Consider the following 23,298-nt stretch of genomic DNA (forward strand, 5'->3'; position numbering starts at 1 on the left):
GATGAGGACTGTGATGGTTCCGATCTAAGGACCTGGTACCAGGACAGTGATGGGGATACCTTCGGTAACTCCAGTGTGGATCAAACAGCAAATAGCCAACCTTCGGGCTATGTTGGTAATAACACGGACTGTAATGATGGAGACAGTACGGTTTACCCAGGAGCTCCAGAACTGTGTGATGGCAAGGATAATGACTGTACTGATGGAATACCGGTAGAGGAGATGGATTCTGATACTGATGGTACACTAGATTGTATGGACAATTGTCCAAATGATTCAACTAAAATAGAACCGGGTGATTGTGGCTGTGGTTTGGCCGATACCGATAGTGATAATGATGGCGTCCTAGACTGTAACGATTTATGCCCTGGATTTGATGATACTATTGATTCTGATTCCGATGGTGTTCCAGATGGTTGCGATGATCCATTAAGTATAGAAACATTTGATTTAAAAAATATAATCATTAAACCGAATCCTTTTAGATCGAATATAATTTTAGAATTGTCTCATGAATATAAAAGTCTTGAACTGCAGATAGTGTTATACGATATAAGCGGTCGAGTTATTTTAAGAAAAGATATGACAATAGATAAAAATAGGCTAACCATAACAAATTTAGAATATCTTAACCAAGGGGTTTATGTAATTCAGGTTTCATCAAGTATTAACCATGGAAGAATTATAAAGTATCTAGTTAAGTTTTAATTCATTTTATAGTTTAACCATATGTACTTATATTAATCCTAAGTAATTCTATTTTACCCTTATCGAAGTTTTATTGGGATAGGTCATAAAATATCAGAACATGTAAAAAATATATTCTTTATTTAGAAGATGCACCTATGCTACTTTTTCAAGTAAATGTCCAGTAGCTGTTAGTCCAGGGCCAAAAGCTATGGCAATAATTTTGGTGTTTATCTTAATCTCGGGGTCATTAATAATTTTGTTAAATATATGAGGCACAGTGGCTGAAGACATATTACCATTATGTTTTAGTACTTCATAAGACCAATGTGCTCTACTATTGTCAATTTTCAATTCCTTAACTACATAATCAATTATTTTTGGTCCTCCAGGATGAATTGCGTAATATATGGAATCCTTTTCAGCTTCAAAATCTAAACCTACTTTATTGCACATATTCACCACAAATTCTTTTATATTTTTTCTAATAAAAACAGGAACTCTTTTAGATAAGGTCATTAAAAAACTATATTCTCCTAAGTCCCAGGTCATGTCTTCTAAGCTATCAGGTATTATTACTTCATGGGAGGCTAGAATTTTTAATCCTGCTTTATTACTTTTAATACCCTCTTTATAAAATAAGTTTTCGTCATACAAAGAATAACCAATAAACCCATCAGAAAACAAAGAACAAATCATAGTATTTGCGGGTGAATACTCTGTAAGATTTAAGTGGACAGAAAGTAATTCTGTATGTATAATATCAACACGACCTTTAATTTTGCTTAAAGATAATAAGCCTGATCCTGTTCTAATAGCAGGGAAAGCTCCATAACAACCCATGTGATAAGAGTGAGTAACATTTACATCTTTCCAATCTCTATTTATTACAGCTTCCTGAGCTAAACTTGGAGAGGAATAACCTGAACAAGTTACATGAATTATATTTTCTGGTTTATTGGGAGTGTATTCATAGAATTTATCAAATACATAGCCTAATTTTTTTTTGAACCAATCCATGCGCATCTCAATTTTAGGTCCGTAGTGACTATCTGGCAGAAATTCAAATCCTTTAGGAAAAATATAATTTGATGGCGTGGTGTTTTGCATCTCATTTACTATAAAAGACTCTATATCATCAAAAAGTAATACCTGACGCTTTTCGATATTCTTTGAAGGAATGGCATATTTATTTACATGATCTGATACCTCTTTAAAGCTAATTTCTTTTTGATTTAATTCTAAATGTTTTTCTTTTTGTAATTTGAAATTTTGGAAAAAATGATATAAAAACTTCGTATATTGATTAATTAGTTTTTGATCAATCATTTTCCCAACTAATATGGGATGAAAATTAGAGAGGATAATGTCATTCATCATAATAGCAATTAGCGCATTATTCCAAAGTTAAGCAATTCAATCAAGATTATGAAGTTAAAGTATTGATATTTAATCGCGCAAATTATAAGTTAGCTTTTTATAACTCACCTTCTCGGGAATAATGTTAAGTGCAAAAAGTTCTTTTTGAATCTTCATTATGGTTTCCTCATCAATAAGTTCCTGAGACCATTCCGTTAAGCTTAACCACTCTCGAACATCTTCTAATTGTTGTTCATACCTATTAGCAATCATTTTATCAATACGCGGGATGTTTTTAAAATCTAGAGTTGTATTGTTGATAATATCTAGAATAGTTTTTAAAGTGTCTGTTTTATTTTCAATAAAATCTTCCCTTACCGCAATAACAAAGCATGGCCACGGGGATGGGCAGTTACCAACACTTCTAAAAGTTCCATTGTCAACCAAAGGTTTTGTGGTAAATTTTTCCCACATAAAATAATCAGCAATACCATTTGTTAAACATTCAACAGCACCGTATAAGTTGTTAATAACTTCAAAATTTAAATCTTTTTCTAAATCCCAATGGTTATTTTCAGCATTGATATATGCCATTAAATGAGACCCAGAACCATATCTACTAATAGCAGCCTTGGTACCTTTTAATTCTTCAACCGTTTTATAGTTAGACTTTGCGCCCACATGAATACCCCAAATAAGTGGAGTTTGCACAAATGTTTGCACAATTTTACTTGGGTTTCCCGCTATAATATCCTTAATGATACCTTCAGTAAGAATAATGGCAATATCAATCTCTTTGTCCCTTAAAGCTTTACACATAGCACCAGTACCTTCATAGTAATCATGCCATCTTAAATTGATACCTTCGTCTTTATATTCTTCATTTTTCAGGGTTAAATACCAAGCTAAATTGAAATGTTCTGGTACGCCACCAATGTTTACTTTAACCATATGTCAACCTTTCTATTCTACAATTTTGTTAAGAGTGTAACTAATTAGGTTTTCTACTGCCTCACCAGGATTTAAACTGAATTCACCTGTAGCCCTATTAGCAATAATAGCATTTAAGGAAACTGCGTGATGCCCTAAGAGTTTAGCCAGCCCAAAAATTGCTGATGTTTCCATTTCAAGATTGGTAACACGTAAACCATTAAAACTAAATGTATCCATATTATGATTGAGCTCAGGATCTTGAACAGGTAATCTTAAAACCCGCCCTTGCGGACCATAAAAACCAGCAGCAGTAGCAGTCATTCCTTTAAAAGTCTTATCACTCTCTAGTTTTTTCTCTAGTAGAGAACTGTTTTTAATGACAATTGGTTTTGCTTTTTCAGAACTCCAATTAGTTTGTTCAATAAAAGCTTGTTCAATATCTGGGTTTTTAATAGAATCTATCTGATAGAAATGTAGCATGCCATTTAAATCTAAACCATATTGACTTAAAACAAACGAATCTACTGGAATATCCTTTTGAAGTGACCCAGATGTGCCAACCCTAATAATGTTTAGACTAGTGAGTGTTTTTTTTAGTTTTCTGGTTGTTAAATCAATATTAAGTAGGGCATCTAATTCGTTTAAAACAATATCAATATTATCGCACCCAATGCCAGTAGAAATCACGGTAATCCGTTTGCCTTTAAAAAGACCTGTTTGTGTTTTGAACTCTCTTTTTTGGGTTTCAAATTCTATGGAATCAAAATACTTGGTAATGTGTTGTACCCTGTCTGGATCACCAACAAAAATGATGGTGTCTGAGATGTTTTCAGGTTTTAAATTTAAATGGTAAATACTGCCATCTGAATTCAAAATAAGCTCAGATTCTCTAATTGGCATTAAATACAGATTTTATGAGTTTGTTTTTCTTTTTACTGAATAAAAAATCCATTTTTTTAACTCCGCCAAAAACCATATTGTTGTCAATGTCAAGAGAAAAATTGTGCTTGGCCAATAATGCTTCATGGCCGTTTCTGTTTAGTTCTATACCGTCGTCATTAATGATGTAAAACACTTCTAGTTGATCTATAATTCTCGATAATTGAAGATCACTATAGCCATAAAAACCTTGGTAGTTCAAGGCATAGCCCAATAAATGGTTTTTTGAAGAGATATTGTATTTGTTTATGATTTCCAATATATTACGCTCGAGAGTATTCAACCCGTCATGAGAATCTGGGAACCTTTTTAAATGTGCTTTTAAGCAATTACTCAAATAATCAAACGATGATGATTTTACAATAAAAGGTTTCAATAAATTATGATCGAGACCACAGTAAATACCCCAAACGGTGACTGCCAGTTCTAAATCTTCCACTTTTAAGAATGTTTTTTCTTTATAATGTGCTGAAAGCTGCTGTGATGATAGCTCAGACAAACCTTTAAGGCCTTTGCTGCCTTCAACACGACCACTACAAACTAAATAAATGGGAAGGTCTATTTTCTTTTGCCGAATGAGACTAATTATCGCTATCATATTGATATGACAAAACAAATCGTATTCAAACCAAAGTACAATCTCTGAGTATTTCTCAGAATTATTCAGCTTATCTAATTCCTCTTTAACCTCTTTGGTGTTGACTTCAACATCGTAAAACTCGCTTAAAAATGAGTGCCTGATTTTTAAAAATTCTTCAGAATCAATGTGTTCGATGGTTGGGCCCTCACATAACATTTCTTCCCACGTTAAAATTTCGCCTTCAACCTCTAATTCTTTCAAAAGTTTGGTTAATATACTGCCGTTGGTAATATGAAGCGGTTTTTTATCCATAGCCCTAACCTCCAACACGTTTTACCTTAAACCCTTTGTCTTCAAGAATTTCCATGATTTTATCTCGGTAATCCCCTTGAATAATGATTTTTTCATTTTTGAAAGAACCACCAACACTTAGTGTAGTTTTAATTTCCTTGGCTAAAATTTTAAAATCTTCCTGGGCACCATTATAGCCTTCCAATATGGTTATTGGTTTCCCTTTTCGTTTTTCGTATTTGCAAATTATGGGATCGTCTTGTATCCAAATGTTAGGTTGGTCATTATTTTCAGAAATGGTTTTTTCTTCAACATGTTCTGGAAACAGGTTTTTCAATTGGTCTTTTAAATCCATTTTAATTTAGTTGAAATGTTTATATCGACATGATGCGCTATTTTTTAACAAGGCCGAGTTCCATTAATCGTTCATTTAAAAACTCACCGGCCGTAATATCTTCAAATTGTTTTGGGTGTTTTTCATCCACACATTCATCTAAAACATCAAGCTTCATCTCACTAATGGGATGCATAAAAAACGGAATGGAATAGCGCGAAGTGCCCCAAAGTTCCTTTGGAGGATTGATTACCTTATGGATGGTCGATTTAAGTTTATTGTTGGTGTGTCTGGATAGCATGTCACCAACATTAATCATGAGTTCATCAGGTTCCGCAATGGCATCAATCCATTCACCCTTGTGGTTTTGAACCTGCAAACCTCTACCTTGCGCACCCATTAAAAGCGTAATTAAATTAATGTCGCCATGTGCTGCCGCACGCACGGCTGCTTTAGGCTCTTCTTTAATGGGAGGATAATGGATAGGACGAAGAATAGAATTTCCATTATGAATGTATTCATCAAAATAAGTTTCTTCTAACCCTAAATGTATGGCTAGTGCTCGTAATACATATTTAGCGGTTTTTTCGAGCATTTTGTATGTTTCCTTTCCAATTTCATTGAATTCTGGAAGTTCTTCAACTGTAACGTTTTCTGGATATTCCGCTTTTAACTTGTCATTACCCTCAACGTACTGTCCAAAATGCCAAAACTCTTTTAAATCGCCTTCTTTTTTTCCTTTGGCACTTTCTTTTCCAAAAGAAACATAACCACGTTGACCACCAATTCCAGGAATCTCATATTTTTGTTTCGTTTCCAAAGGCAAATTGAAAAAATCCTTAACCTCTTTATACAAGTTTTCAACTAATTTATCATTCAAGAAATGACCTTTTAGAGCGACAAAACCTATCTCTTCGTATGCTTTACCAATGGCATCAACAAAATTTTGCTTTTTTTGGTAGTCATCAGAAATGAAGTCTTTTAAATTGACACTTGGTATAGAATTCATTGGGATTATTTTTTAGCTGTGATTATAACAAATGTACAAAAACATTGTAAAATTTGTTGCACAATACAACTCTTAAGTTTTAGAAGTGATTGGTCTTTTTATGGTATATTTGGTAATGACAATAGTTAAAATGAAGTATGGATTACGCTACTTATAATTTTGATAAACCCATCTTACTAGAGCTCTACAAAAATTTGCTAAAGCCAAGAATGGTTGAGCAGAAAATGCTGGTCCTATTGCGTCAGGGAAAGATAAGTAAATGGTTTTCGGGTATTGGGCAAGAGGCTATTTCGGTGGGTGTTACCATGGCTATGCATAATGATGAATACATTTTGCCCATGCACAGAAATTTGGGGGTGTTCACTACACGAAAAATTCCGTTGTACCGATTGTTTTCTCAATGGCAAGGCAAAGCTTCAGGTTTTACAAAAGGACGGGACCGGTCGTTTCATTTTGGAACACAACAGTATAAAATTGTGGGCATGATTTCGCATTTGGGCCCACAATTGGGTGTGGCCGATGGCATTGCTTTGGCTTCAAAATTGAAAAACAAAAATCAGGTTACAACGGTATTTACAGGAGAGGGAGGCACCAGTGAAGGTGATTTTCATGAAGCGCTAAACATAGCATCGGTTTGGCAATTGCCCGTTTTATTCTGTATTGAAAATAATGGATACGGTTTGTCAACACCAACAAATGAGCAATACAACTGTGAAAATTTGGCTGATAGAGGTTTGGGCTATGGCATAGAATCACATATTATAGACGGCAATAATATTTTAGAAGTTTATAGTAAAGTAGCAGAAATTGCTAAAAGTGTTCGCAAAAAACCACGCCCTGTTTTACTCGAATTTAAAACCTTTAGAATGCGCGGGCATGAAGAAGCGAGTGGCACTAAATATGTTCCACAACCACTTTTAGATGAATGGGAAGCTAAAGACCCAATACATAATTTTGAGCGGTTTTTAAAGCAAAATAACCTGTTGAATGACGACGAAGATGATGCTATAAAGACCTCCGTTTCCGATGAAATTAACGAACATTTAGAAGTTTCCTTTAGAGAAGACTCTATTTTATTTAATGAAACTAATGAGTTGAATGATGTTTTTCAAAAGTTTAAATATCAAGAAGTTAAGCAAAGTTTAGATTTAAAAGGAATTCGTTTTGTTGATGCCGTTTCTGAAAGTTTAAAACAGAGCATGGAGCAGCACGATGATTTAATTATTATGGGTCAGGACATTGCTGAATACGGTGGTGTTTTTAAAATAACCGAAGGTTTTGTTGAGCAATTTGGCCAAGACCGTGTTAGAAATACACCTATTTGTGAATCTGGAATTATTGAGACAGCCATGGGCCTTTCCATCGCTGGAATGAAAAGTGTCGTGGAAATGCAATTTGCTGATTTTGCAAGTTCTGGTTTCAATCCTATTGTCAATTATTTAGCTAAAACCCATTATCGCTGGGGGCAAAACGCCGATGTGGTCATCCGAATGCCATGTGGTGGAGGGGTGGGAGCTGGGCCATTTCACTCACAAACCAATGAGGCTTGGTTCACCAAAACACCGGGGTTAAAAGTGGTTTATCCTGCGTTTCCTTACGACACCAAAGGGCTATTGGCAACTGCGATTAACGACCCTAATCCTGTTTTGTTTTTTGAACACAAAGGTTTATATCGCAGTGTACGCCAAGATGTACCCTCAAGTTATTACACATTGCCTTTCGGAAAAGCTTCCGTTATAAAAGAAGGCCGTCAAATTACTGTTATTAGTTTTGGGGCTACCGTGCACTGGGCTATAGAAACATTGGAAAACAACCTTCATATTTCGGCTGAACTGATTGATTTAAGGACGCTACAACCTTTGGATACTAAAACAATCTATGAGTCGGTAAAAAAAACGGGGAGGTGCATCATTTTTCAAGAAGATTCACTATTTGGTGGAATAGCCAGTGATATTTCAGCTTTAATCATGGAGCATTGTTTTGAGTATTTGGATGCTCCCGTAAAACGTGTAGCCAGTTTAGAAACGCCCATTCCTTTTGCCAGCCAGTTAGAGCAGCAATACCTTTCTAAAAATACATTTGAAAGCGCTATACTGGAATTGTTAGCCTACTAATCCGGTACTTTCAATATATATGAAGTTGTTTTTTCTTCATATCTTTAATAAAAAAGATAAAGATTTGAGAATATTAATAATCATAGTTGCATTAATAGTTTTTAGTTGTCAAAGTTCGGAAAAACGTTTTGAGGAACAATATATTTGGGATTCTGTTAATGTTACCGCAACAGCTTACAATTCTTTGGCTTATCAAACAAACTCCAATCCAAACATCACAGCTTTTGGCGATAGCCTGAAGCCTGGGATGAATTACATCGCTGTTTCTAGAAATTTACTTTATAAAGGTCTAAAGCACAATACTCCAGTAAAAATTGAAGGTCTAAAAGGAATTTATTGGGTTAAAGACAAAATGCATTCTAAATGGGTAAACCGAATCGATATTTACATGGGCATTGATGTTAAGGCGGCAAAAAATTGGGGCAAAAAGCGTGTTTGCATAGAATTCGGAATTCCTAAAACCGATTAACTATTTGGTTTCCGCTTCCGAAAGTATAAAAGGATAAGCTCCTTTTACTTGTTGCAGTTCTTCGTTTGATAGGTCGTCGGTAATTTTTTTAAGTACGTTTATACTATAAGCTTGACGTAATTCATAGTAGGCTTTTGTCAATTCATTTTGAACGGCAACGTAGGTTCCGTAAGTTGTTTGTTTTGTATTTTGAAGGGAAATCACTGCCTTTTTAGGGTTGTCAGACGCATCAATAACCTGTATTCCATGGCAATATTTACAGGTGCCATCACCGTTATTGTCTAGGAATTGTTTGGTAATCTCTTTTAAATCTTCAATAGCGATGATGTTATTTTCAACCATGATTTCGTCATTATTGTTAATTTCGATACGTAAAATATTGCGCTCTAACTTAATACTGCTGCAATCTACTCCTGGAGGGCATTCCTCTGGAAGGACTCGGTTAATACCTTCATCCGAAGAAATAGTGGCAGTTACTAAAAAGAAAATAAGTAATAAAAAGGCAATGTCTGCCATAGAGCCCGCATTGACCTCTGGAATTAGTTTTGAATGTCTCATGATTATAGTTTTTAACTGTTAATAAAAACTTAAATCACAAAAATAATACCGTAAATGATTAATTTATAGATTAATGGGCGTAACGCTTAGCGCCTTTCCAAAGGGTTGTACTCAGAAGCCGAAAATCTATAATTCGTTTACTTGTATAAAGATTTTCTTTGGTGATGATGTTTAATCGTCGTGATATTTTGGTGATGGATTTCATTTTTTTTGATTTAAATTTTGATTGATGAAAGAGTAGGAGGAAAAAGACGTTACGATCTGTAACGTCTCTTGTTGTTCCATACATGGCTTTTTGTGCCATTAGTGGTATCTGTTAATTGATTAGTGTTTAAGGTTCTCATGACTGTTTAATTTTTGATTGATTTTAAATTGATTGATAAAATAAGACTGTTAAGTATAAACTTATCTGTAACGTCTTTTTGTGTTCCACTCATGGCTTTTGGTACCATTTAAAGTTCCTGATAATTGGTTGTTGTTTAAAGTTCTCATGATTTTAATTTTTGATTGATTAATAAATAATTGTTGTTTTTTGATTATACTAAATAGACGACCAAAGATTAATTTTGTTACAGTACTATGTATAACATAGTAATAAATTAACATATTTTAACATATTAAAGGGATAAAGTCATAAAAATTGAATAATCATAAAACAAAATTAATTAGGTACGATTATTGCTAAAATCTTCATAAAACGTGCAATAGGGTACTTCAATTTAAAAGAAAGAAATATCTTTGGAGTTGAATATTAGCCCGCGAAACCTAAATCGTATAAGATTAATGAAACCTTATATTTTATTTGTGTCATTACTTTTCTTAACGCTATCGGCCCAATCTCAAATTGATAGCAGAAAGAAATCTGTGGCAATTCCTGCTGTAGAAACTGAAAACGACTCGGTTGATTCTAGTCCTTTAACTCCATCAACACCTATTGATAAAGAGGAATTAGGAATGAACATGCCAAAGGTTACCCCAAATTTAGAAATGCCCAAAAAGGAATTTTCTATGTTTCCTGAAGAAAAGTTTAGAAATCCAGGTGAGCTTTATACTAAGCAAATTGAAAAAAATATTGAAAATATAAAACTCAGTAAAGAAGAGGTCGAGGCTAGGAATGGTAGTACTACCGACCAATATTTTGGTGACTTTAAAAGTAAAGCTAAGTTTGTGAACATAGTGTATCGCGACCATGGCTATACCGACGGCGATATGATTCAGGTGCGCGTAAACGACGATGTGGTTAAAGCACGTGTGTTTTTAAATGGAGGCTACAGTGGTTTTAAACTCGATTTACAAAAAGGTTTTAATAAAATCGATTTTGTGGCTTTAAACCAAGGCGATTCTGGCCCCAATACAGCAGAATTTAAAGTTATTGATGATAAAGGCATGGTAGTTTCACATAACCAATGGAACTTGGCTACTGGTGTAAAGGCTACGGTTATTGTTGTTAAGGAGTAATATTTTTATTACTTTAGTGTAAATATTTCTTACCATGAGGAACAACTACTTATTAATTTTTTTTTTACTCATTACTTTTTTAGGGTTTTCTCAACAACCTGATATTGATAATGGCAATTGGTTCTTGATTCACTTACATTTTAATTCTGAAAATTACAACAGACCTATACGAGCAGATGGAGGCCCAATAATAACCGAAATTACCTCGAAAAATAATGTAAATGCTTATTTTAGTACTCGGGTTTGCGATACTTGGTTTGGCGATGTTTTAATTGATTCTGCTAACTCAAAAATTACTTTTTATGGCTTTGGTTCGACATTAGGCGGTTGCATTCCTGTGGAGGATTACGTTGAAAATTTCGACAATGATTTTGCTCAATTTTTTCAGGCTGATATTAGTGAAGGCACAAAATTTGAATATCAGTTAATTGAAGAAAACTTAGACCAACCGAGGGAATTAATAATTACCGATTACGATGATAATTATGCACGCTATTATTTTAACACTTTAAATACCAAAAAAACTTCTTCAGCTTTCTATTTTTCTATTTTTCTATTTACCCCAATCCCGTAAAGGACAAACTATTTATTTCTTCTTCAAACAATTCAAAATACTATAACATCGAAATCTATGATTTTCTTGGTAAGCTGAAAATTTCGGGAAACTTGATAACCGAATCTGTAAATGTTGAAAGCTTATCAAAAGGTTTTTATTTTCTTTTGATAAAAGATGATGAAGGATGTTCGGTAACTAAAAAATTTATTAAATAGCTTACCCAACAATTCCATCAATCAATTTTAACTCATCTTCAGTAAATTTTAAATTTTCAAGCGATTTCACATTTTCCTTCAACTGATTGGAAGAACTTGCTCCAAGCAATACAGAAGCCACTTGTGGTTGTCTTAGAATCCAGGAAATGGCCATTTGCGATAGTTTTTGTCCGCGTTGTTGAGCCATAGCATTCAACCGCTGAATTTTATCCAGATTATTGGAAACCGTTTCTTTTTCCAAATACGTTAAATTTCTTGCCGCCCGAGAACCTTCAGGAATACCATTCAAATATTTATCAGTAAGCATACCTTGGGCTAATGGAGAAAACGCAATACAACCTACACCATTATGTTCTAAGGTATTTAGAAGTCCATTTTCCACCCATCTATCGAACATTGAATATCGAGCTTGGTGCAGTATAAAAGGCACATTTAACGCTTTTAGAATTTTTGCGGCTTCCGCTGTTTCTTTTGGTCCATAATTAGAAATGCCTACATAAAGGGCTTTTCCTTGACGAACGATATCCGCCAATGCCCCCATGGTTTCTTCCAAAGGCGTTTCGGGGTCTGGACGGTGGTGATAAAAAATATCAACATAATCTAACCCCATTCGTTTTAGGCTTTGGTCTAAACTGGCAATCAAATATTTTCGAGAGCCAAGATTACCGTAAGGCCCTGGCCACATATCGTAACCCGCTTTGCTGGCAATAAAAAGCTCGTCTCTGTAAGGTCTGAAATCTTTCTTGAAAATAGTGCCGAAATTTTCTTCAGCCGAACCATATGGCGGTCCATAATTATTCGCTAAATCGAAATGAACAATACCTAAATCAAACGCGGTTCGTAAAATATCTCGTCCGTTTTGAATACAATCAACAAACCCAAAATTATGCCATAAACCGATAGATAAAGCAGGTAAAAGCACTCCACTATTCCCAGTTCTATTATATGCCATGGAATCATAGCGTTTGGCATCTGCTAAATAATTTTTTACTTCAGATTTGTCGTTTATCTCCATGAAAGTTGAATTTGTTTTTGTAAAAATATAAATTTAAACAGAGCTTGCGATTTTATTGTCCTTAATAAAAAATTAAATTTTTAGAAGGTTTACATAAGGACTTAAAAACAACATATTTAAGTTTAATTGTTAATATTACTTAATAATTTTAATACGAACATACTTGATAAACCCTTTAAAGATGTTATTTTTGCACGTTGCAAAATTTAAAGTATGTCGATTACCAAAGCAGAATTAGAGTTAGAAGAACGTTCAGAAGGGAAAAAGCTATACAGTTACCAAAAAGGCGCTATTGATAAAATATTTACGGCCTTTGAAGAATCGCCAGACGATTACCATTTGCTATATCAGTTGCCAACTGGAGGAGGTAAAACCGTTATATTTTCAGAAATAGTTAGGCAATATCTTAAACATCACCAAAAGAAAGTTTTGGTGATGACCCACCGGATTGAGTTATGCAAACAAACATCTGGGATGCTGACAGAATTCGGGGTTTTAAACAAGGTGGTGGATAGTAAAGCGGATTTAAGCGACCAAGCGGACTATAGCTGTTTTGTGGCCATGGTTGAAACATTAAACAATAGGTTGAATGATGATAAGTTGGATATATCGGATATTGGTCTTGTAATTATAGATGAAGCCCATTACAACTCCTTTACAAAACTGTTTAAATTTTTTAGTCAGTCGTTTATTTTGGGTGTTACGGCAACGCCATTAAGTTCTAGCATTGAACTGCCAATGACCGATAATTATGATGAGTTGATTGTTGGTGAAAGCATAGAATCGCTTATAGAAAATGGTTTCTTGGCACGCGCCGAAATGTTTACTTATAATGTGGGATTAACATCGCTTGTAGTTGGCGCCAACGGGGATTACACAGTAAAATCTTCGGAAGATTTATATACGGCCGACGACATGCTTTCTAAGTTAATGCAGGCTTATGAAGAACGTTCGAAAAATAAAAAGACATTAATTTTCAATAATGGTATTACCACCTCGTTGCATGTTTACGATACCTTCAGAAGGGCTGGTTACCCCATAGCACACTTAGACAATACCAATACGAAAAAGGAACGTGCGCTCATCTTAAAATGGTTCAAGAAAACACCTGGAGCTATTTTAACTTCGGTAAGTATATTAACCACTGGTTTTGATGAGCCTTCGGTGGAAAGTATCATCTTAAACCGTGCAACCAAATCATTGACACTTTATTATCAAATGATTGGTCGTGGTTCACGTATTTTAAAAGATAAAAAGGCGTTTACCGTAATAGACCTTGGAAACAATTTCCATCGATTTGGTCCATGGGGCGACGATTTAGATTGGCAGCGTATTTTTAAATCGCCAACATATTATCTGGACGCCATTCTAAGTGATGAGGAACTTGAAAGTAATTTCAGGTATGAAATGCCAGATGAATTGCGCGCCGAGTTTTCAAAATCTGAAGAAGTCTATTTTGATGTTCAAAAAACGTATGTGGATTCTATTCGAAATGGTGAATCTTCAAAAGTGGTTTTGGAACGCTCCATTGCGCAGCACGGCAAAATTTGTATTGAAAACAGCGAAGATGTTTATGATGCCTTGGCACTTGCAAAAATGTTAGGTGACGATATCGACTTTCGAATAGGTCGTTACACCAAATGTATTAGTAAAAGCACCTATAATTTTGTGGAATGGTTAAAGGGTGATTATAGAAAGAAGCTAAATTCGTACTTACGCTCTAATTTTGACGAAGTTTTTGAAGAAATCCATGGTTATCCGCCAGAAGATTAATAATTCTAGCATTTTAGCGACACTTTATAGCTATAGCATTAAAAATAAGGAGTATCTTGCAGGATATTTAATCCACTAAAAATTCTGGTAATTATAAACTATGGCAAAATCACAGACTACATTTAACAAAATTGAAAAGGAAAAAAAACGCCTAAAAAAAAGGGAAGAAAAGCAAAAGAAAAAGGAAGCTCGGCGCGCCGAAGCTAAGGAAAACCCAAAAGGCATCCAATTTGCTTATGTAGACTTTAATGGCAATTTAACCGATACGCCTCCCGATCCTTCTATGCGTGAAAAAATAAAGGCTGAAAACATTGAAGTAGGTATTCCTAAAAAAGAAGATAGACCAGAAGAAGAAATCGCTGCAAAAGAAGGTAAAGTATCGTTTTTTGACCATTCAAAAGGTTTTGGGTTTATTTTAGATAGCATCAACCAAGAAAAGTATTTTGTTCATGTCTCAGGTTTGATTGACGAAATTCAAGAAAACGACAAGGTAACTTATGAATTAGAGCGTGGCCAAAAAGGAATGAATGCGGTTAATGTCAAGAAGATTTAGTCTATCGATTAGTTTTCATAAAAATTTATGGGAATACCTCGAAAAAGCATAACTATCGCATTAGCATTTTTTGCAATTTATGTTATTTGGGGCTCTACATACCTGTTAAATAAAATAGCCGTTTCAGAATTACCGCCTTTAAAACTGGCATCCATACGTTTCTTGGCGGCAGGAATTTTTGTTTTTATTATTGCTAAGCTCTTAAAGGTTAATATTTCCATAAGTAAAGAACAGTTAAAAAATACGATTATTGCCGGGTTTTTGTTTCTAACCTTCGGTAATGGGGTAGTGGTTTGGGCACTAAAGTTTGTAGACAGTGGTTTTGCTGCTTTAGAAATTTCTGCGCAGCCCTTGGTGGTTCTTATTTTAATGCGATTTATCCAGGACAAAAAAATAACCGCCATGGCCTACATTGGAGTAGTTTTAGGTTTTATTGGTATTTATCTACTGGTAAGTCAAAAACAACTCATTAGTCAAGAAGGGCAGGTTATAGGTATGCTCATGATTTTTGTTTGCATGATTAGCTGGGCTTACGGCAGTTTATTTGTTGGTAAGGCCAATTTACCTTCAAACTTTTTTGTGAATACTGGTTATCAAATGCTATCCGGTGGAATGATGTTAGCTATAGCCAGCTTCTGTTTGGGTGAAACTTGGTCCTCACCATTAATTTGGAGCCCTAAAGTGCAATGGGCCATGCTGCTACTTATAGTTTTCGGAAGCATTATTGCTTTTACAGCATTTAATTTTCTCTTAAAGGAAGTTTCTCCAGAAAAAGTGGCTACCAATACTTATGTAAATCCTATTATCGCATTAATTTTGGGTTGGTATATTTTAGATGAAACCATTACAACGCAATCTATTGTTGCTGCAGCCATCTTACTCACAGGTGTTTATTTTATCAATACCAACCGCGTTATAAAACCTAGAGGTATTGGACGTTAAGAAAGCCATTAAATACATGTTAATCAGTACTATGGCGTTTGCTTGCATGAATGCTACGGTTAAGCACTTAAGCGAGGTTAATTCGTATCAAATTGTGTTTTTTAGGTCTTTGGGTTCGTTATTTTTCACTTTCGGGTTTTTAATTAAGAACAAAATTCCCATCATTGGAAAGAACAATACACTGCTCATATTGCGGTCTATTACCGGAGCAACTTCCATGCTGTTGTTTTTTATGTCTGTAAAGTATTTATCGGTTGGCACAGCGGTTTCGTTGCGCTACATCGCACCCATTTTTGCTGCTATTTTTGCTGTTTTTTTATTACGTGAACACGTTAGGCCTTGGCAATGGGTATTTTTCGTTATATCTTTTTTAGGGGTTTTGGTGCTAAAAGGATTGGATAAGGAGTTGAATTCCTACGGACTTACTCTTGTACTAATCGCTTCCGTTTTAAGTGGTTTGGTTTATGTGATTATCAGTAAGATTGGGAAAAGTGAACACCCCGTTGTAATTGTAAACTATTTCATGGTTGTTGCCACTATTTTGGGAGGGGTGCTCTCCATTGGAAATTGGGTGACACCTAAAGGCACAGAGTGGATATTCCTTTTTAGTTTGGGGGTTTTTGGCTATTTCGGACAAATTTTTATGACCAAAGCCTTTCAAACCGCAACTACCAATATAATTGCTCCCATCAAGTATGTTGAAGTCATTTTCACCACTATTATAGGCATAACATTGTTTAACGAAATTTATACCTTTTGGAGCCTTTTGGGCATAACTTTAATTATTGTTGGTATGGTGCTCAATGTATGGTATAAATCTAAGTTTAAAAGATAAAAAGGCATTCGGACTACAAAATATTTACTCTTGTCAAAAATTTTTGGTATTCGTATTTTTGTTCGATTTTTATAACCACTATTTAAAAACATGAAAGTTTCAGCGCGCGTAAACAGTATTCGAAGACGGATAATGCATAACATTACAAAAGGTGTTGGAAGCTCATATAAAGAACCTGAAAAAGGTTCAGTGAAGGTTGAAGATATAAAGAAAGTAATGATTGTACGCCCCAATCATCGATTAGGGAATCAATTGCTTTTAACCCCAATCGTACAAGAAGTTATTGAAACATTTCCTGGTTGCGAAATCGATTTGTTTGTTAAAGGTGGTGTCGCACATCCCGTTTTTCAAAATTATAAGAATATCCATCAAATTATCAAATTACCAAAAAAACCCTTCAGCAACCTTATAAAATATTTGGCTGTTTGGTTTAAAATAAAGGCCAAACGTTACGATTTGGTTATTAATGGCGATAAAAACTCATCTTCTGGGCGGCTATTGACATCATTATCAAGGGCTAGATTAAAAGTTTTTGGAGATGTACATGAAAGTATTACCGAAAAGCATGATGATTACATGCATATTTCAAAGTATCCCATTTACAATCTCAGATATTTTTTGGGAAAAATCGGACTACCTTATAACGAAGGTGATTTGCCGGTTTTGGACATCAAATTGAATGACGAGGAAATAGCCAACGGTAAATTAATTTTAGACAAGGTTACCAAGAATGACAAAAAAACCATTTGCATATATACTAATGCGACTGGCGGTAAGTGCTATTCCGAAAAATGGTGGGAAACATTTTATAGTAGGCTGCTTAAAGAATATCCGAAGTATAACATCATTGAAATGCTACCCATCGAAAACATTTCAAAAATCAATTTTATAGCACCACATTTTTACAGTAAAGACATTCGTGAAATGGGCGCTATTATAAAGAATACTTCTATTTTTATTGCCGCCGATAACGGTGTTATGCATTTGGCCAGCGCCTCGTTAACCCCAACGGTGGGTTTCTTTTCACAAACTAATCCAGATGTTTATGGCCCTTACGGTAATGGTAGTTTGGCCTTGCATACCAATCAAACAAATATTGAAGATTGGATGACTGCCATAGATACTATTCTTAAGTAAATCTCCATATATACTTATTTATAAACCGATTTATTTTGATAAAACTTTAAAATGTTTTAAGTTACATATCCTTATGAGGAAAACATTAAAGCATTTTAAAATGAAAAACATTTTTTTAGTTCTAGTGGCATTATGCGGTGTTTTGGCTTCATGCAAAGACAAAAAAAAATCGACCGAAACACCAAAAATTGAAGTTCAAGAGATTGAACTTGAAGCCCACGAAGTGAGTTACAGTAGCGATTCCATACAAATGAAAGGCTACATTGTTCACGATAAAAACTTAAACAAAAAACGACCAGGTATTATTGTAATTCATGAGTGGTGGGGTCATAACGATTATGTACGAGAACGCGCCGATATGCTTGCTGAATTAGGTTATACGGCTATGGCTATCGACATGTACGGCGATGGGAAAGTAGCGGGACACCCAGAAGATGCTGGAAAATTTTCTGGTGTGCTAAGAAACAATGTTCCCTTAGCATCTGCAAGATTTGATGCCGCTTTACACGTATTAAAAAACGACCCATCTGTAAACCCAGAAGATATAGCCGTAATTGGCTATTGCTTTGGTGGAAGTATGGCATTGACCATGGCTAACACCGGAAAAGATATAGATGCGGTAGCTGCTTTCCATAGTGGCGTTCAATTGCCCGTGATGCCAAATAATAAATTAAAAGCAAAGGTTTTAATAGCCAATGGTGGTTCTGATCCGTTTATCCCAAAGGAAAGTGTTGAAGCATTTAAAATTGCCATGGATAGTATTAATGCAGACTACAAATACATGGAATTCCCAGAAGCACAACATGCGTTTACCAGTAAAGGAGCCGATGCTTTGGGCGAAAAATTCAATTTACCATTAAAATATAATGCCGAAGCGGATGCCAAATCCTGGGAGGCTTTAAAGAACTTACTAAATAAAACGTTTAATTAAAAAATAATAAATATGAAATTTACAAGAAAAGCCAATGCCGAATGGAAAGGAAGCGGTAAAGAGGGTGGAGGAACGCTCACCACAGGCAGTAAGGTATTAGAAAATACCCAATACTCCTTTCATACAAGATTTGAAAACGGAGAGAAAGGTACCAATCCAGAGGAATTGGTTGGTGCTGCACTCTCTGGTTGTTTTGCTATGCAGCTTAGCTTTCTGCTAGGCGAGGAAGACTTTATACCCAACAGCTTAAATGTGGATGCCACAGTAACTTTTGAAGATGGTAGCGTTACTAAAGTTCTACTCGATTTAACGGGGGATGTTCCAAAAATTAGTTCTGACAAGTTTCAGGAAATAGCAAATAATGCTAAAGAAGTATGCCCAATTTCAAAATTATTGAATGCTAATATTGAATTGAAAGTCACTTTAGATAGTTAAATTCGATGTATAAGAATTTGAATTTCTGTAGTGTAATTATTATTTTATAGTAAACCTAAAACATCAGAATTCAAATGAAATATTTAATAAGTACACTAGTATTCCTGCTAGTTTTTCAATTACAGGCACAAGACCCGTATTTTCAGAGAAACAACGAAACGATTGAAGAAACGGCAAAGGAGCTCACAAAAATTTATAATAGTGAGCTGGCATTAAATGGTAAACAACCATTACTGTTTCAGAAAAAAGTAGAAGAGTTTTTAATTCGTGAAAAGGATATTAGAAAGCAGTTTTCTGGCAAAGAAATGTTAGATTTACTATACAAACTGCGAATAACAGAAACAGGTGAAATGGCCAACATACTTACGAGGCCACAATTGAATCTTTACAAAAAGATTAAACCTATAATTCAGCCTCTGGAAATTGTTGAAGACAAACAAACTAAGGCTAAAAAATAAGTTGTAAAACAAAAGTGCTTTTAGTTCCACCAAACTATAAAGCACTTTTTTATTTCACCATTTTTAAATTTTATCCAGCACAGAGGGGAGTTTTGTTTCTCAAATAAAACCTGCATATTTTCATAAAATAAGCTGTAATTCATCCAATCGACCTGGCTAACTGGTTCAATCAACCAGTTGAATTTCGTTGGTATATAAAACTTACAATCTGAAAACCGCTTCAATTCAGAAAAATGAATGTAAAATCCTTTTACGCAATCAGGATTTAAAGCAGAAAAAATTATAGCATCCGATTGATACGGCAAGAACAATTGTGCCTTAAAATACACCCTTTGTTTAATCTCTTTTACTTTTATATTTAACTTATCCAAGAGAGGTTTGGTGTGTTGATTATAGAGTAGGGGAAGCTGCCTATTTTTTAATTTGTCAATCTTTTTCACCAACGAATCGTTCCGGTTAGGACCAATCCAACGCTGTATTTCTTCGTTTCCTTCCGTTGGATCGTAGAGATAAAATTTATAGACAATTTCTAAATGAATAGGAATTTGCTCCTGTTTCAAAATACAATCCATCTCGCCCAAAGTGGTTTTCTCTTTTTGTATTTGGACATTTTCACAATATACTATAATAGTGTCATTATTTTTCAATTCGGCACTTACAAAACGTTCTACTCGTTTCCCCAACCGCAAATTATCAGATAGTTTTTCGTTAAAAATAAAATCGGGTGTTTGGTGCAGTTCAATCTGTTCCAGCCCAAAAACATCATGCTTTTCCCAAAGGAAAGGCGTGTTTAAAAAGCCTTGAAATTGCAGTTGTATTTCCTTTTGTTTTAAATCCATGAAAAACGAAAATACGGCAATTTATAATAGAAGTTTCAAGAGACCTTAAAAATGCAAACGATTGAATACAAAATATGGAACACATTTTGTAATTTACAAGAAGAAATAAAATAATGTTATGAAAATTAAAATTTTAATATGGAGTATTTTTATGCTAACATTACTGTCTTGCGGAGCTTCAAAAAACCCACCTACTGATGCTGAGATGGCAGCATTGAACGAACTGATTAACCAACGACATTTTAAAATTGAATCTGATTGGGCTTACCCTCAAGCCACCATGGCTATGCAGCGCGTTTTGAACTCGGGCATATTGCCGCCAGGAGATAACGCCAGTAGTATAAATTTAGTGGGCAACTATAATTTTTTAAAAATAGATGGTGATAGTATTAGCTCACACCTGCCATATTTTGGAGAACGCCAAATGCAAATAGCCTATGGAGGCACTGATACGGCCATTGAGTTTAAAGGTTTGGTAGATAATTATAAAGTTGAAAAAAATAAAAAATACGGCTATAACGTCAGTTTTAATGCTAGTAGCAATCAGGAAAGTTTTAGCGTTTTCATTACCATTTCGCCCAGCTTAAAGACCGATATGGTGCTTAATGGTACGGGCAGATTTCCGATTAGGTATTCGGGAGTGGCTATACCTTCTAAAGAAATTGAAGAAGAGTAGATTTTCTTTTTTAACATGCAGTTTATCTATTCATCGTAAAAAATAATAGTTCAAACGATTTTATTTATTTCAACGGCCTTAGTTGTTTAATTTTGAATGAATTAATGATTATGTCCCATGAAAAAATTATTCACTTTTGTTATTCTAGTTGGGTTTTTAAGCAGTTACCAACTTGTTCATGCACAGGAAACAGCAGAGATTTCAGAAGAAAAACCTTCAAACTTCAAGAAGCGAAGTCCTATTTACGATTATTCTGAAAAGAAGTTGAACAATGTTGATACTATTCCAGATTTTTCATCGAGAACAACTAAATTGAAAATAACAGGTACTATTTATGAAAGTGATGGTGTAACTCCTGCTAAAAGCGTGTTGCTTTTTATTCATCAAGCGGATGAAGATGGTAATTTTGAGTTAAAACGTGAGAATAAAAAACGTTATGTTCACCATAGAGGCTGGATAAGAACCAATGCCGATGGTAAATATACATTCTACACTTTTGTTCCTGGTTCATATATTTACGGCAATGAGTTAAGACAAATTTTACCTATTTTAAAAGAACCAGGTAAACCAGAGTACGCTATTGAAAGTTTTGTTTTTGATAACGATCCTTTATTAAAAGATAAGTGTCGCGAAAAAATTGAAGCTACCAACCCGAATAGAATTTTAAAACTTGACAAAAAAGAAGGCTTGTTTGTCGCTCATCGCGATATTATATTAGGTGAGGAAAACGTTGAGTATTAGAATTCAATATATCTTATAAAGTAAAATGCCAAAACGAATCAGTTTTGGCATTTTTTATTGCTTTTTAGTGTGTTTTGTTCAGTATTAACACATTAAAGTATCAAAAACCTCCAAAGAATTCCAAAATTATTCTTTCAACTATATTATGAACCATACCTTTGCAGGAATTTATAATTTAAACAAATAGTATGAGTAAAGTAAAAGAAAATGATACCATTGAGGTACATTATACTGGAAAATTAGTAAACGGACAGGTTTTCGATAGCTCTTTAGAAAGAGAGCCGTTACAAGTACAATTGGGCCAAGGACAGCTTATCCCTGGGTTTGAAAAAGCATTGGTTGATATGGCCGTAAGCGAAAAGAAAACAGTCACCATAGCTAAAGACGAAGCTTATGGTGAAGTAAATAAAGAATTATTTCAAAAAGTAGCAAAAGAACAACTGCCAGAAAGTATTAAACCTGAAGTAGGCATGGCCCTAGTAGGTTCTAGACCTGATGGTGGCGAACAGCAATTTAGAGTGGCCGAAGTAAACGACGATTACATTATTGTGGATGCCAATCATCCATTGGCTGGTCAAGACTTAGTGTTCGATTTAGAATTGGTTGCTATTAAATAAGCAAACACCATAACATGTTATAATTCGCCTTAGCTTTTGCTAGGGCGTTTTTATTGAAACAATTTTTGCATGGATTGCGGCAAAAAACCTTTATGATTTACATTAAATTATCTTAAGTAAATCAATAATGTTTTACATAACCTTAAAATTATAGAATAATGAGCAAGCCATGGAAAGATAAAGCAGAAGGCAATTGGAATATTGCTAAAGGAAAATTAAAACAAAAATGGGGCGAACTTACCGATGATGACTTAGATTATCAAGAAGGTCAGGAAGACGAACTATTAGGTAAAATTCAGAAACGTACTGGAGAGTCTAAAGAAAAAGTTAACGAATTTTTAAACGATTTGAAGTTCTAATTTTTGTTGAAATACACATTAAAAAATCCCGTTTTCACGGGATTTTTCACTTCATTAAAGTATTAGCTAAACTTTTAGCAATTCTTTTCATAGCAATTATTTATAGGGTCTAGGTATACTTCCTGTATCGGTATCAGTAAATGGTAATACAATCGTCGTCATCAAATTTAATAACACCTCCGTCAACTTCTTCCTCGTTGATAATATCACACAAATTGACGTTTAATCTTGATGAAGGCTCAGCCCATTGTGTTCCTGTTAATTGTTGTTTTGAAATATCAATGGAAAGCAGTCCCTTTTTAGAAGCTTTTAAATAAGCTAAGGTCTGCTCGTCTGTAGCTACCGCTGTTATAAATACAAGTTATTTCTCTACTGTCAGCGCTAAATACACCCATGATTAATACGTTTTCATTTTTTCTTTACGTTTTTTTAATTGCCTTACCAGTTCGTTAACCGACTCACTTATCGCATCTTGAAAATTGTCG

29 protein-coding genes are annotated in these 23,298 nt (G+C 34.5%); 18 read left to right on the forward strand and 11 right to left on the reverse strand.

Annotation, left to right across the window (positions count from 1 at the left end; translation table 11 throughout):
• Nucleotides 1-708 (forward strand): MopE-related protein (locus ACIEHO_RS11760; RefSeq protein ID WP_406971910.1); only part of this gene is annotated, 708 nt, incomplete at its 5' end.
• Between the two features lie 135 nt (nt 709-843).
• On the opposite strand, the gene ACIEHO_RS11765 is transcribed toward ACIEHO_RS11760, so the two are convergent.
• The 6 genes from ACIEHO_RS11765 to ACIEHO_RS11790 form a co-directional block, all read right to left on the reverse strand.
• The gene (locus ACIEHO_RS11765; RefSeq protein WP_406971912.1) at nt 844-2,067 is read right to left on the reverse strand and encodes a 3-oxoacyl-[acyl-carrier-protein] synthase III C-terminal domain-containing protein; all 1,224 of its coding nucleotides are present in this window, start codon (nt 2,065-2,067) and stop codon (nt 844-846) included.
• Nucleotides 2,068-2,136: 69 nt separating this feature from the next.
• Nucleotides 2,137-2,997 (reverse strand): substrate-binding domain-containing protein, encoded by an 861-nt coding sequence (locus ACIEHO_RS11770; RefSeq protein WP_406971914.1) that lies wholly within the window; start codon nt 2,995-2,997, stop codon nt 2,137-2,139.
• Nucleotides 2,998-3,009: 12 nt separating this feature from the next.
• Nucleotides 3,010-3,879: a nucleoside phosphorylase gene (locus ACIEHO_RS11775; RefSeq protein ID WP_406971916.1), complete on the reverse strand. Its 870-nt coding sequence runs from the start codon at nt 3,877-3,879 to the stop codon at nt 3,010-3,012.
• Nucleotides 3,869-4,810: a DUF1835 domain-containing protein gene (locus ACIEHO_RS11780; protein WP_406971918.1), complete on the reverse strand. Its 942-nt coding sequence runs from the start codon at nt 4,808-4,810 to the stop codon at nt 3,869-3,871. Before ACIEHO_RS11780 ends, ACIEHO_RS11775 begins: the two co-directional genes overlap by 11 nt.
• Nucleotides 4,811-4,814: 4 nt before the next feature.
• Entirely contained in the window at nt 4,815-5,144 is a 330-nt protein-coding gene (locus ACIEHO_RS11785) for a translation initiation factor (RefSeq protein ID WP_406971920.1), read from the reverse strand.
• 37 nt (nt 5,145-5,181) lie between these two features.
• Entirely contained in the window at nt 5,182-6,132 is a 951-nt protein-coding gene (locus ACIEHO_RS11790; RefSeq protein ID WP_406971922.1) for an isopenicillin N synthase family dioxygenase, read from the reverse strand.
• Nucleotides 6,133-6,269: 137 nt separating this feature from the next.
• On the opposite strand from ACIEHO_RS11790, the gene ACIEHO_RS11795 reads away from it, so the two are divergent.
• Together ACIEHO_RS11795 and ACIEHO_RS11800 are read left to right on the forward strand one after the other, a co-directional pair.
• Complete coding sequence (locus tag ACIEHO_RS11795) at nt 6,270-8,246, forward strand: alpha-ketoacid dehydrogenase subunit alpha/beta (protein ID WP_406971924.1); 1,977 nt, start codon at nt 6,270-6,272, stop codon at nt 8,244-8,246.
• 70 nt (nt 8,247-8,316) lie between these two features.
• Nucleotides 8,317-8,715: a 3D domain-containing protein gene (locus ACIEHO_RS11800; RefSeq protein ID WP_406972216.1), complete on the forward strand. Its 399-nt coding sequence runs from the start codon at nt 8,317-8,319 to the stop codon at nt 8,713-8,715.
• On the opposite strand, the gene ACIEHO_RS11805 is transcribed toward ACIEHO_RS11800, so the two are convergent.
• On the reverse strand, nt 8,716-9,273 hold the full coding sequence (locus ACIEHO_RS11805; protein WP_406971926.1) for an ExbD/TolR family protein: 558 nt from the start codon (nt 9,271-9,273) through the stop codon (nt 8,716-8,718).
• Between the two features lie 70 nt (nt 9,274-9,343).
• Nucleotides 9,344-9,478: a hypothetical protein gene (locus ACIEHO_RS11810; RefSeq protein ID WP_406971928.1), complete on the reverse strand. Its 135-nt coding sequence runs from the start codon at nt 9,476-9,478 to the stop codon at nt 9,344-9,346.
• A gap of 578 nt (nt 9,479-10,056) precedes the next feature.
• Between ACIEHO_RS11810 and ACIEHO_RS11815 the strand changes: the two genes are divergently transcribed.
• From ACIEHO_RS11815 to ACIEHO_RS11825, 3 genes are read left to right on the forward strand one after another with little or no spacing between them, the layout of a single operon-like run.
• Nucleotides 10,057-10,731, forward strand: a complete 675-nt coding sequence (locus ACIEHO_RS11815) for a hypothetical protein (protein ID WP_406971930.1) — start codon at nt 10,057-10,059, stop codon at nt 10,729-10,731.
• Between the two features lie 34 nt (nt 10,732-10,765).
• Nucleotides 10,766-11,305: a hypothetical protein gene (locus ACIEHO_RS11820; protein WP_406971932.1), complete on the forward strand. Its 540-nt coding sequence runs from the start codon at nt 10,766-10,768 to the stop codon at nt 11,303-11,305.
• 14 nt (nt 11,306-11,319) lie between these two features.
• The gene (locus tag ACIEHO_RS11825) at nt 11,320-11,502 is read left to right on the forward strand and encodes a T9SS type A sorting domain-containing protein (protein WP_406972218.1); all 183 of its coding nucleotides are present in this window, start codon (nt 11,320-11,322) and stop codon (nt 11,500-11,502) included.
• Nucleotide 11,503: 1 nt separating this feature from the next.
• On the opposite strand, the gene mgrA is transcribed toward ACIEHO_RS11825, so the two are convergent.
• Nucleotides 11,504-12,517, reverse strand: a complete 1,014-nt coding sequence (mgrA, locus tag ACIEHO_RS11830) for an L-glyceraldehyde 3-phosphate reductase (protein ID WP_406971934.1) — start codon at nt 12,515-12,517, stop codon at nt 11,504-11,506.
• A 213-nt stretch (nt 12,518-12,730) separates the two neighbouring features.
• On the opposite strand from mgrA, the gene ACIEHO_RS11835 reads away from it, so the two are divergent.
• The 8 genes from ACIEHO_RS11835 (at nt 12,731) to ACIEHO_RS11870 (ending at nt 19,581) form a co-directional block, all read left to right on the forward strand.
• Nucleotides 12,731-14,290 (forward strand): DEAD/DEAH box helicase, encoded by a 1,560-nt coding sequence (locus ACIEHO_RS11835; protein WP_406971936.1) that lies wholly within the window; start codon nt 12,731-12,733, stop codon nt 14,288-14,290.
• Nucleotides 14,291-14,390: 100 nt separating this feature from the next.
• On the forward strand, nt 14,391-14,843 hold the full coding sequence (locus ACIEHO_RS11840; protein WP_406971938.1) for a cold-shock protein: 453 nt from the start codon (nt 14,391-14,393) through the stop codon (nt 14,841-14,843).
• Nucleotides 14,844-14,870: 27 nt separating this feature from the next.
• Nucleotides 14,871-15,785 carry an EamA family transporter gene (locus tag ACIEHO_RS11845; protein WP_406971940.1) on the forward strand — a complete coding sequence of 305 codons (915 nt, stop codon included), beginning with the start codon at nt 14,871-14,873 and terminating at the stop codon, nt 15,783-15,785.
• Nucleotides 15,775-16,620, forward strand: a complete 846-nt coding sequence (locus tag ACIEHO_RS11850) for a DMT family transporter (protein WP_406971942.1) — start codon at nt 15,775-15,777, stop codon at nt 16,618-16,620. The genes ACIEHO_RS11845 and ACIEHO_RS11850 overlap by 11 nt, the downstream gene beginning before the upstream one ends.
• Before the next feature lie 90 nt (nt 16,621-16,710).
• Nucleotides 16,711-17,757 carry a glycosyltransferase family 9 protein gene (locus ACIEHO_RS11855; protein ID WP_406971944.1) on the forward strand — a complete coding sequence of 349 codons (1,047 nt, stop codon included), beginning with the start codon at nt 16,711-16,713 and terminating at the stop codon, nt 17,755-17,757.
• Nucleotides 17,758-17,857: 100 nt separating this feature from the next.
• Nucleotides 17,858-18,688 (forward strand): dienelactone hydrolase family protein, encoded by an 831-nt coding sequence (locus ACIEHO_RS11860; RefSeq protein ID WP_406971946.1) that lies wholly within the window; start codon nt 17,858-17,860, stop codon nt 18,686-18,688.
• A 12-nt stretch (nt 18,689-18,700) separates the two neighbouring features.
• Nucleotides 18,701-19,123, forward strand: a complete 423-nt coding sequence (locus ACIEHO_RS11865) for an OsmC family peroxiredoxin (RefSeq protein WP_406971948.1) — start codon at nt 18,701-18,703, stop codon at nt 19,121-19,123.
• 74 nt (nt 19,124-19,197) lie between these two features.
• Entirely contained in the window at nt 19,198-19,581 is a 384-nt protein-coding gene (locus tag ACIEHO_RS11870) for a hypothetical protein (RefSeq protein ID WP_406971950.1), read from the forward strand.
• Nucleotides 19,582-19,601: 20 nt separating this feature from the next.
• Here the strand turns inward: ACIEHO_RS11870 and ACIEHO_RS11875 are convergent, their stop codons facing one another.
• The gene (locus ACIEHO_RS11875; RefSeq protein ID WP_406971952.1) at nt 19,602-20,420 is read right to left on the reverse strand and encodes a DUF1853 family protein; all 819 of its coding nucleotides are present in this window, start codon (nt 20,418-20,420) and stop codon (nt 19,602-19,604) included.
• Between the two features lie 118 nt (nt 20,421-20,538).
• Here ACIEHO_RS11875 and ACIEHO_RS11880 point away from each other — a divergent pair, with 118 nt between their 5' ends.
• The 4 genes from ACIEHO_RS11880 (at nt 20,539) to ACIEHO_RS11895 (ending at nt 22,813) form a co-directional block, all read left to right on the forward strand.
• On the forward strand, nt 20,539-21,096 hold the full coding sequence (locus ACIEHO_RS11880) for a DUF4251 domain-containing protein (protein WP_406971954.1): 558 nt from the start codon (nt 20,539-20,541) through the stop codon (nt 21,094-21,096).
• Between the two features lie 117 nt (nt 21,097-21,213).
• Entirely contained in the window at nt 21,214-21,837 is a 624-nt protein-coding gene (locus ACIEHO_RS11885) for a hypothetical protein (RefSeq protein WP_406971956.1), read from the forward strand.
• A gap of 188 nt (nt 21,838-22,025) precedes the next feature.
• Nucleotides 22,026-22,454: an FKBP-type peptidyl-prolyl cis-trans isomerase gene (locus ACIEHO_RS11890; protein WP_406971958.1), complete on the forward strand. Its 429-nt coding sequence runs from the start codon at nt 22,026-22,028 to the stop codon at nt 22,452-22,454.
• Nucleotides 22,455-22,612: 158 nt separating this feature from the next.
• A complete protein-coding gene (locus tag ACIEHO_RS11895) occupies nt 22,613-22,813 on the forward strand; it encodes a CsbD family protein (protein WP_406971960.1) in 201 nt (66 codons plus the stop codon).
• Between the two features lie 397 nt (nt 22,814-23,210).
• On the opposite strand, the gene ACIEHO_RS11900 is transcribed toward ACIEHO_RS11895, so the two are convergent.
• Nucleotides 23,211-23,279 carry a hypothetical protein gene (locus ACIEHO_RS11900; protein WP_406972220.1) on the reverse strand — a complete coding sequence of 23 codons (69 nt, stop codon included), beginning with the start codon at nt 23,277-23,279 and terminating at the stop codon, nt 23,211-23,213.
• Nucleotides 23,280-23,298 lie beyond the last annotated feature (19 nt).

This window comes from Flavisericum labens (assembly GCF_045446075.1).
GTDB classification, from domain to species: Bacteria; Bacteroidota; Bacteroidia; order Flavobacteriales; family Flavobacteriaceae; genus Flavisericum; species Flavisericum labens.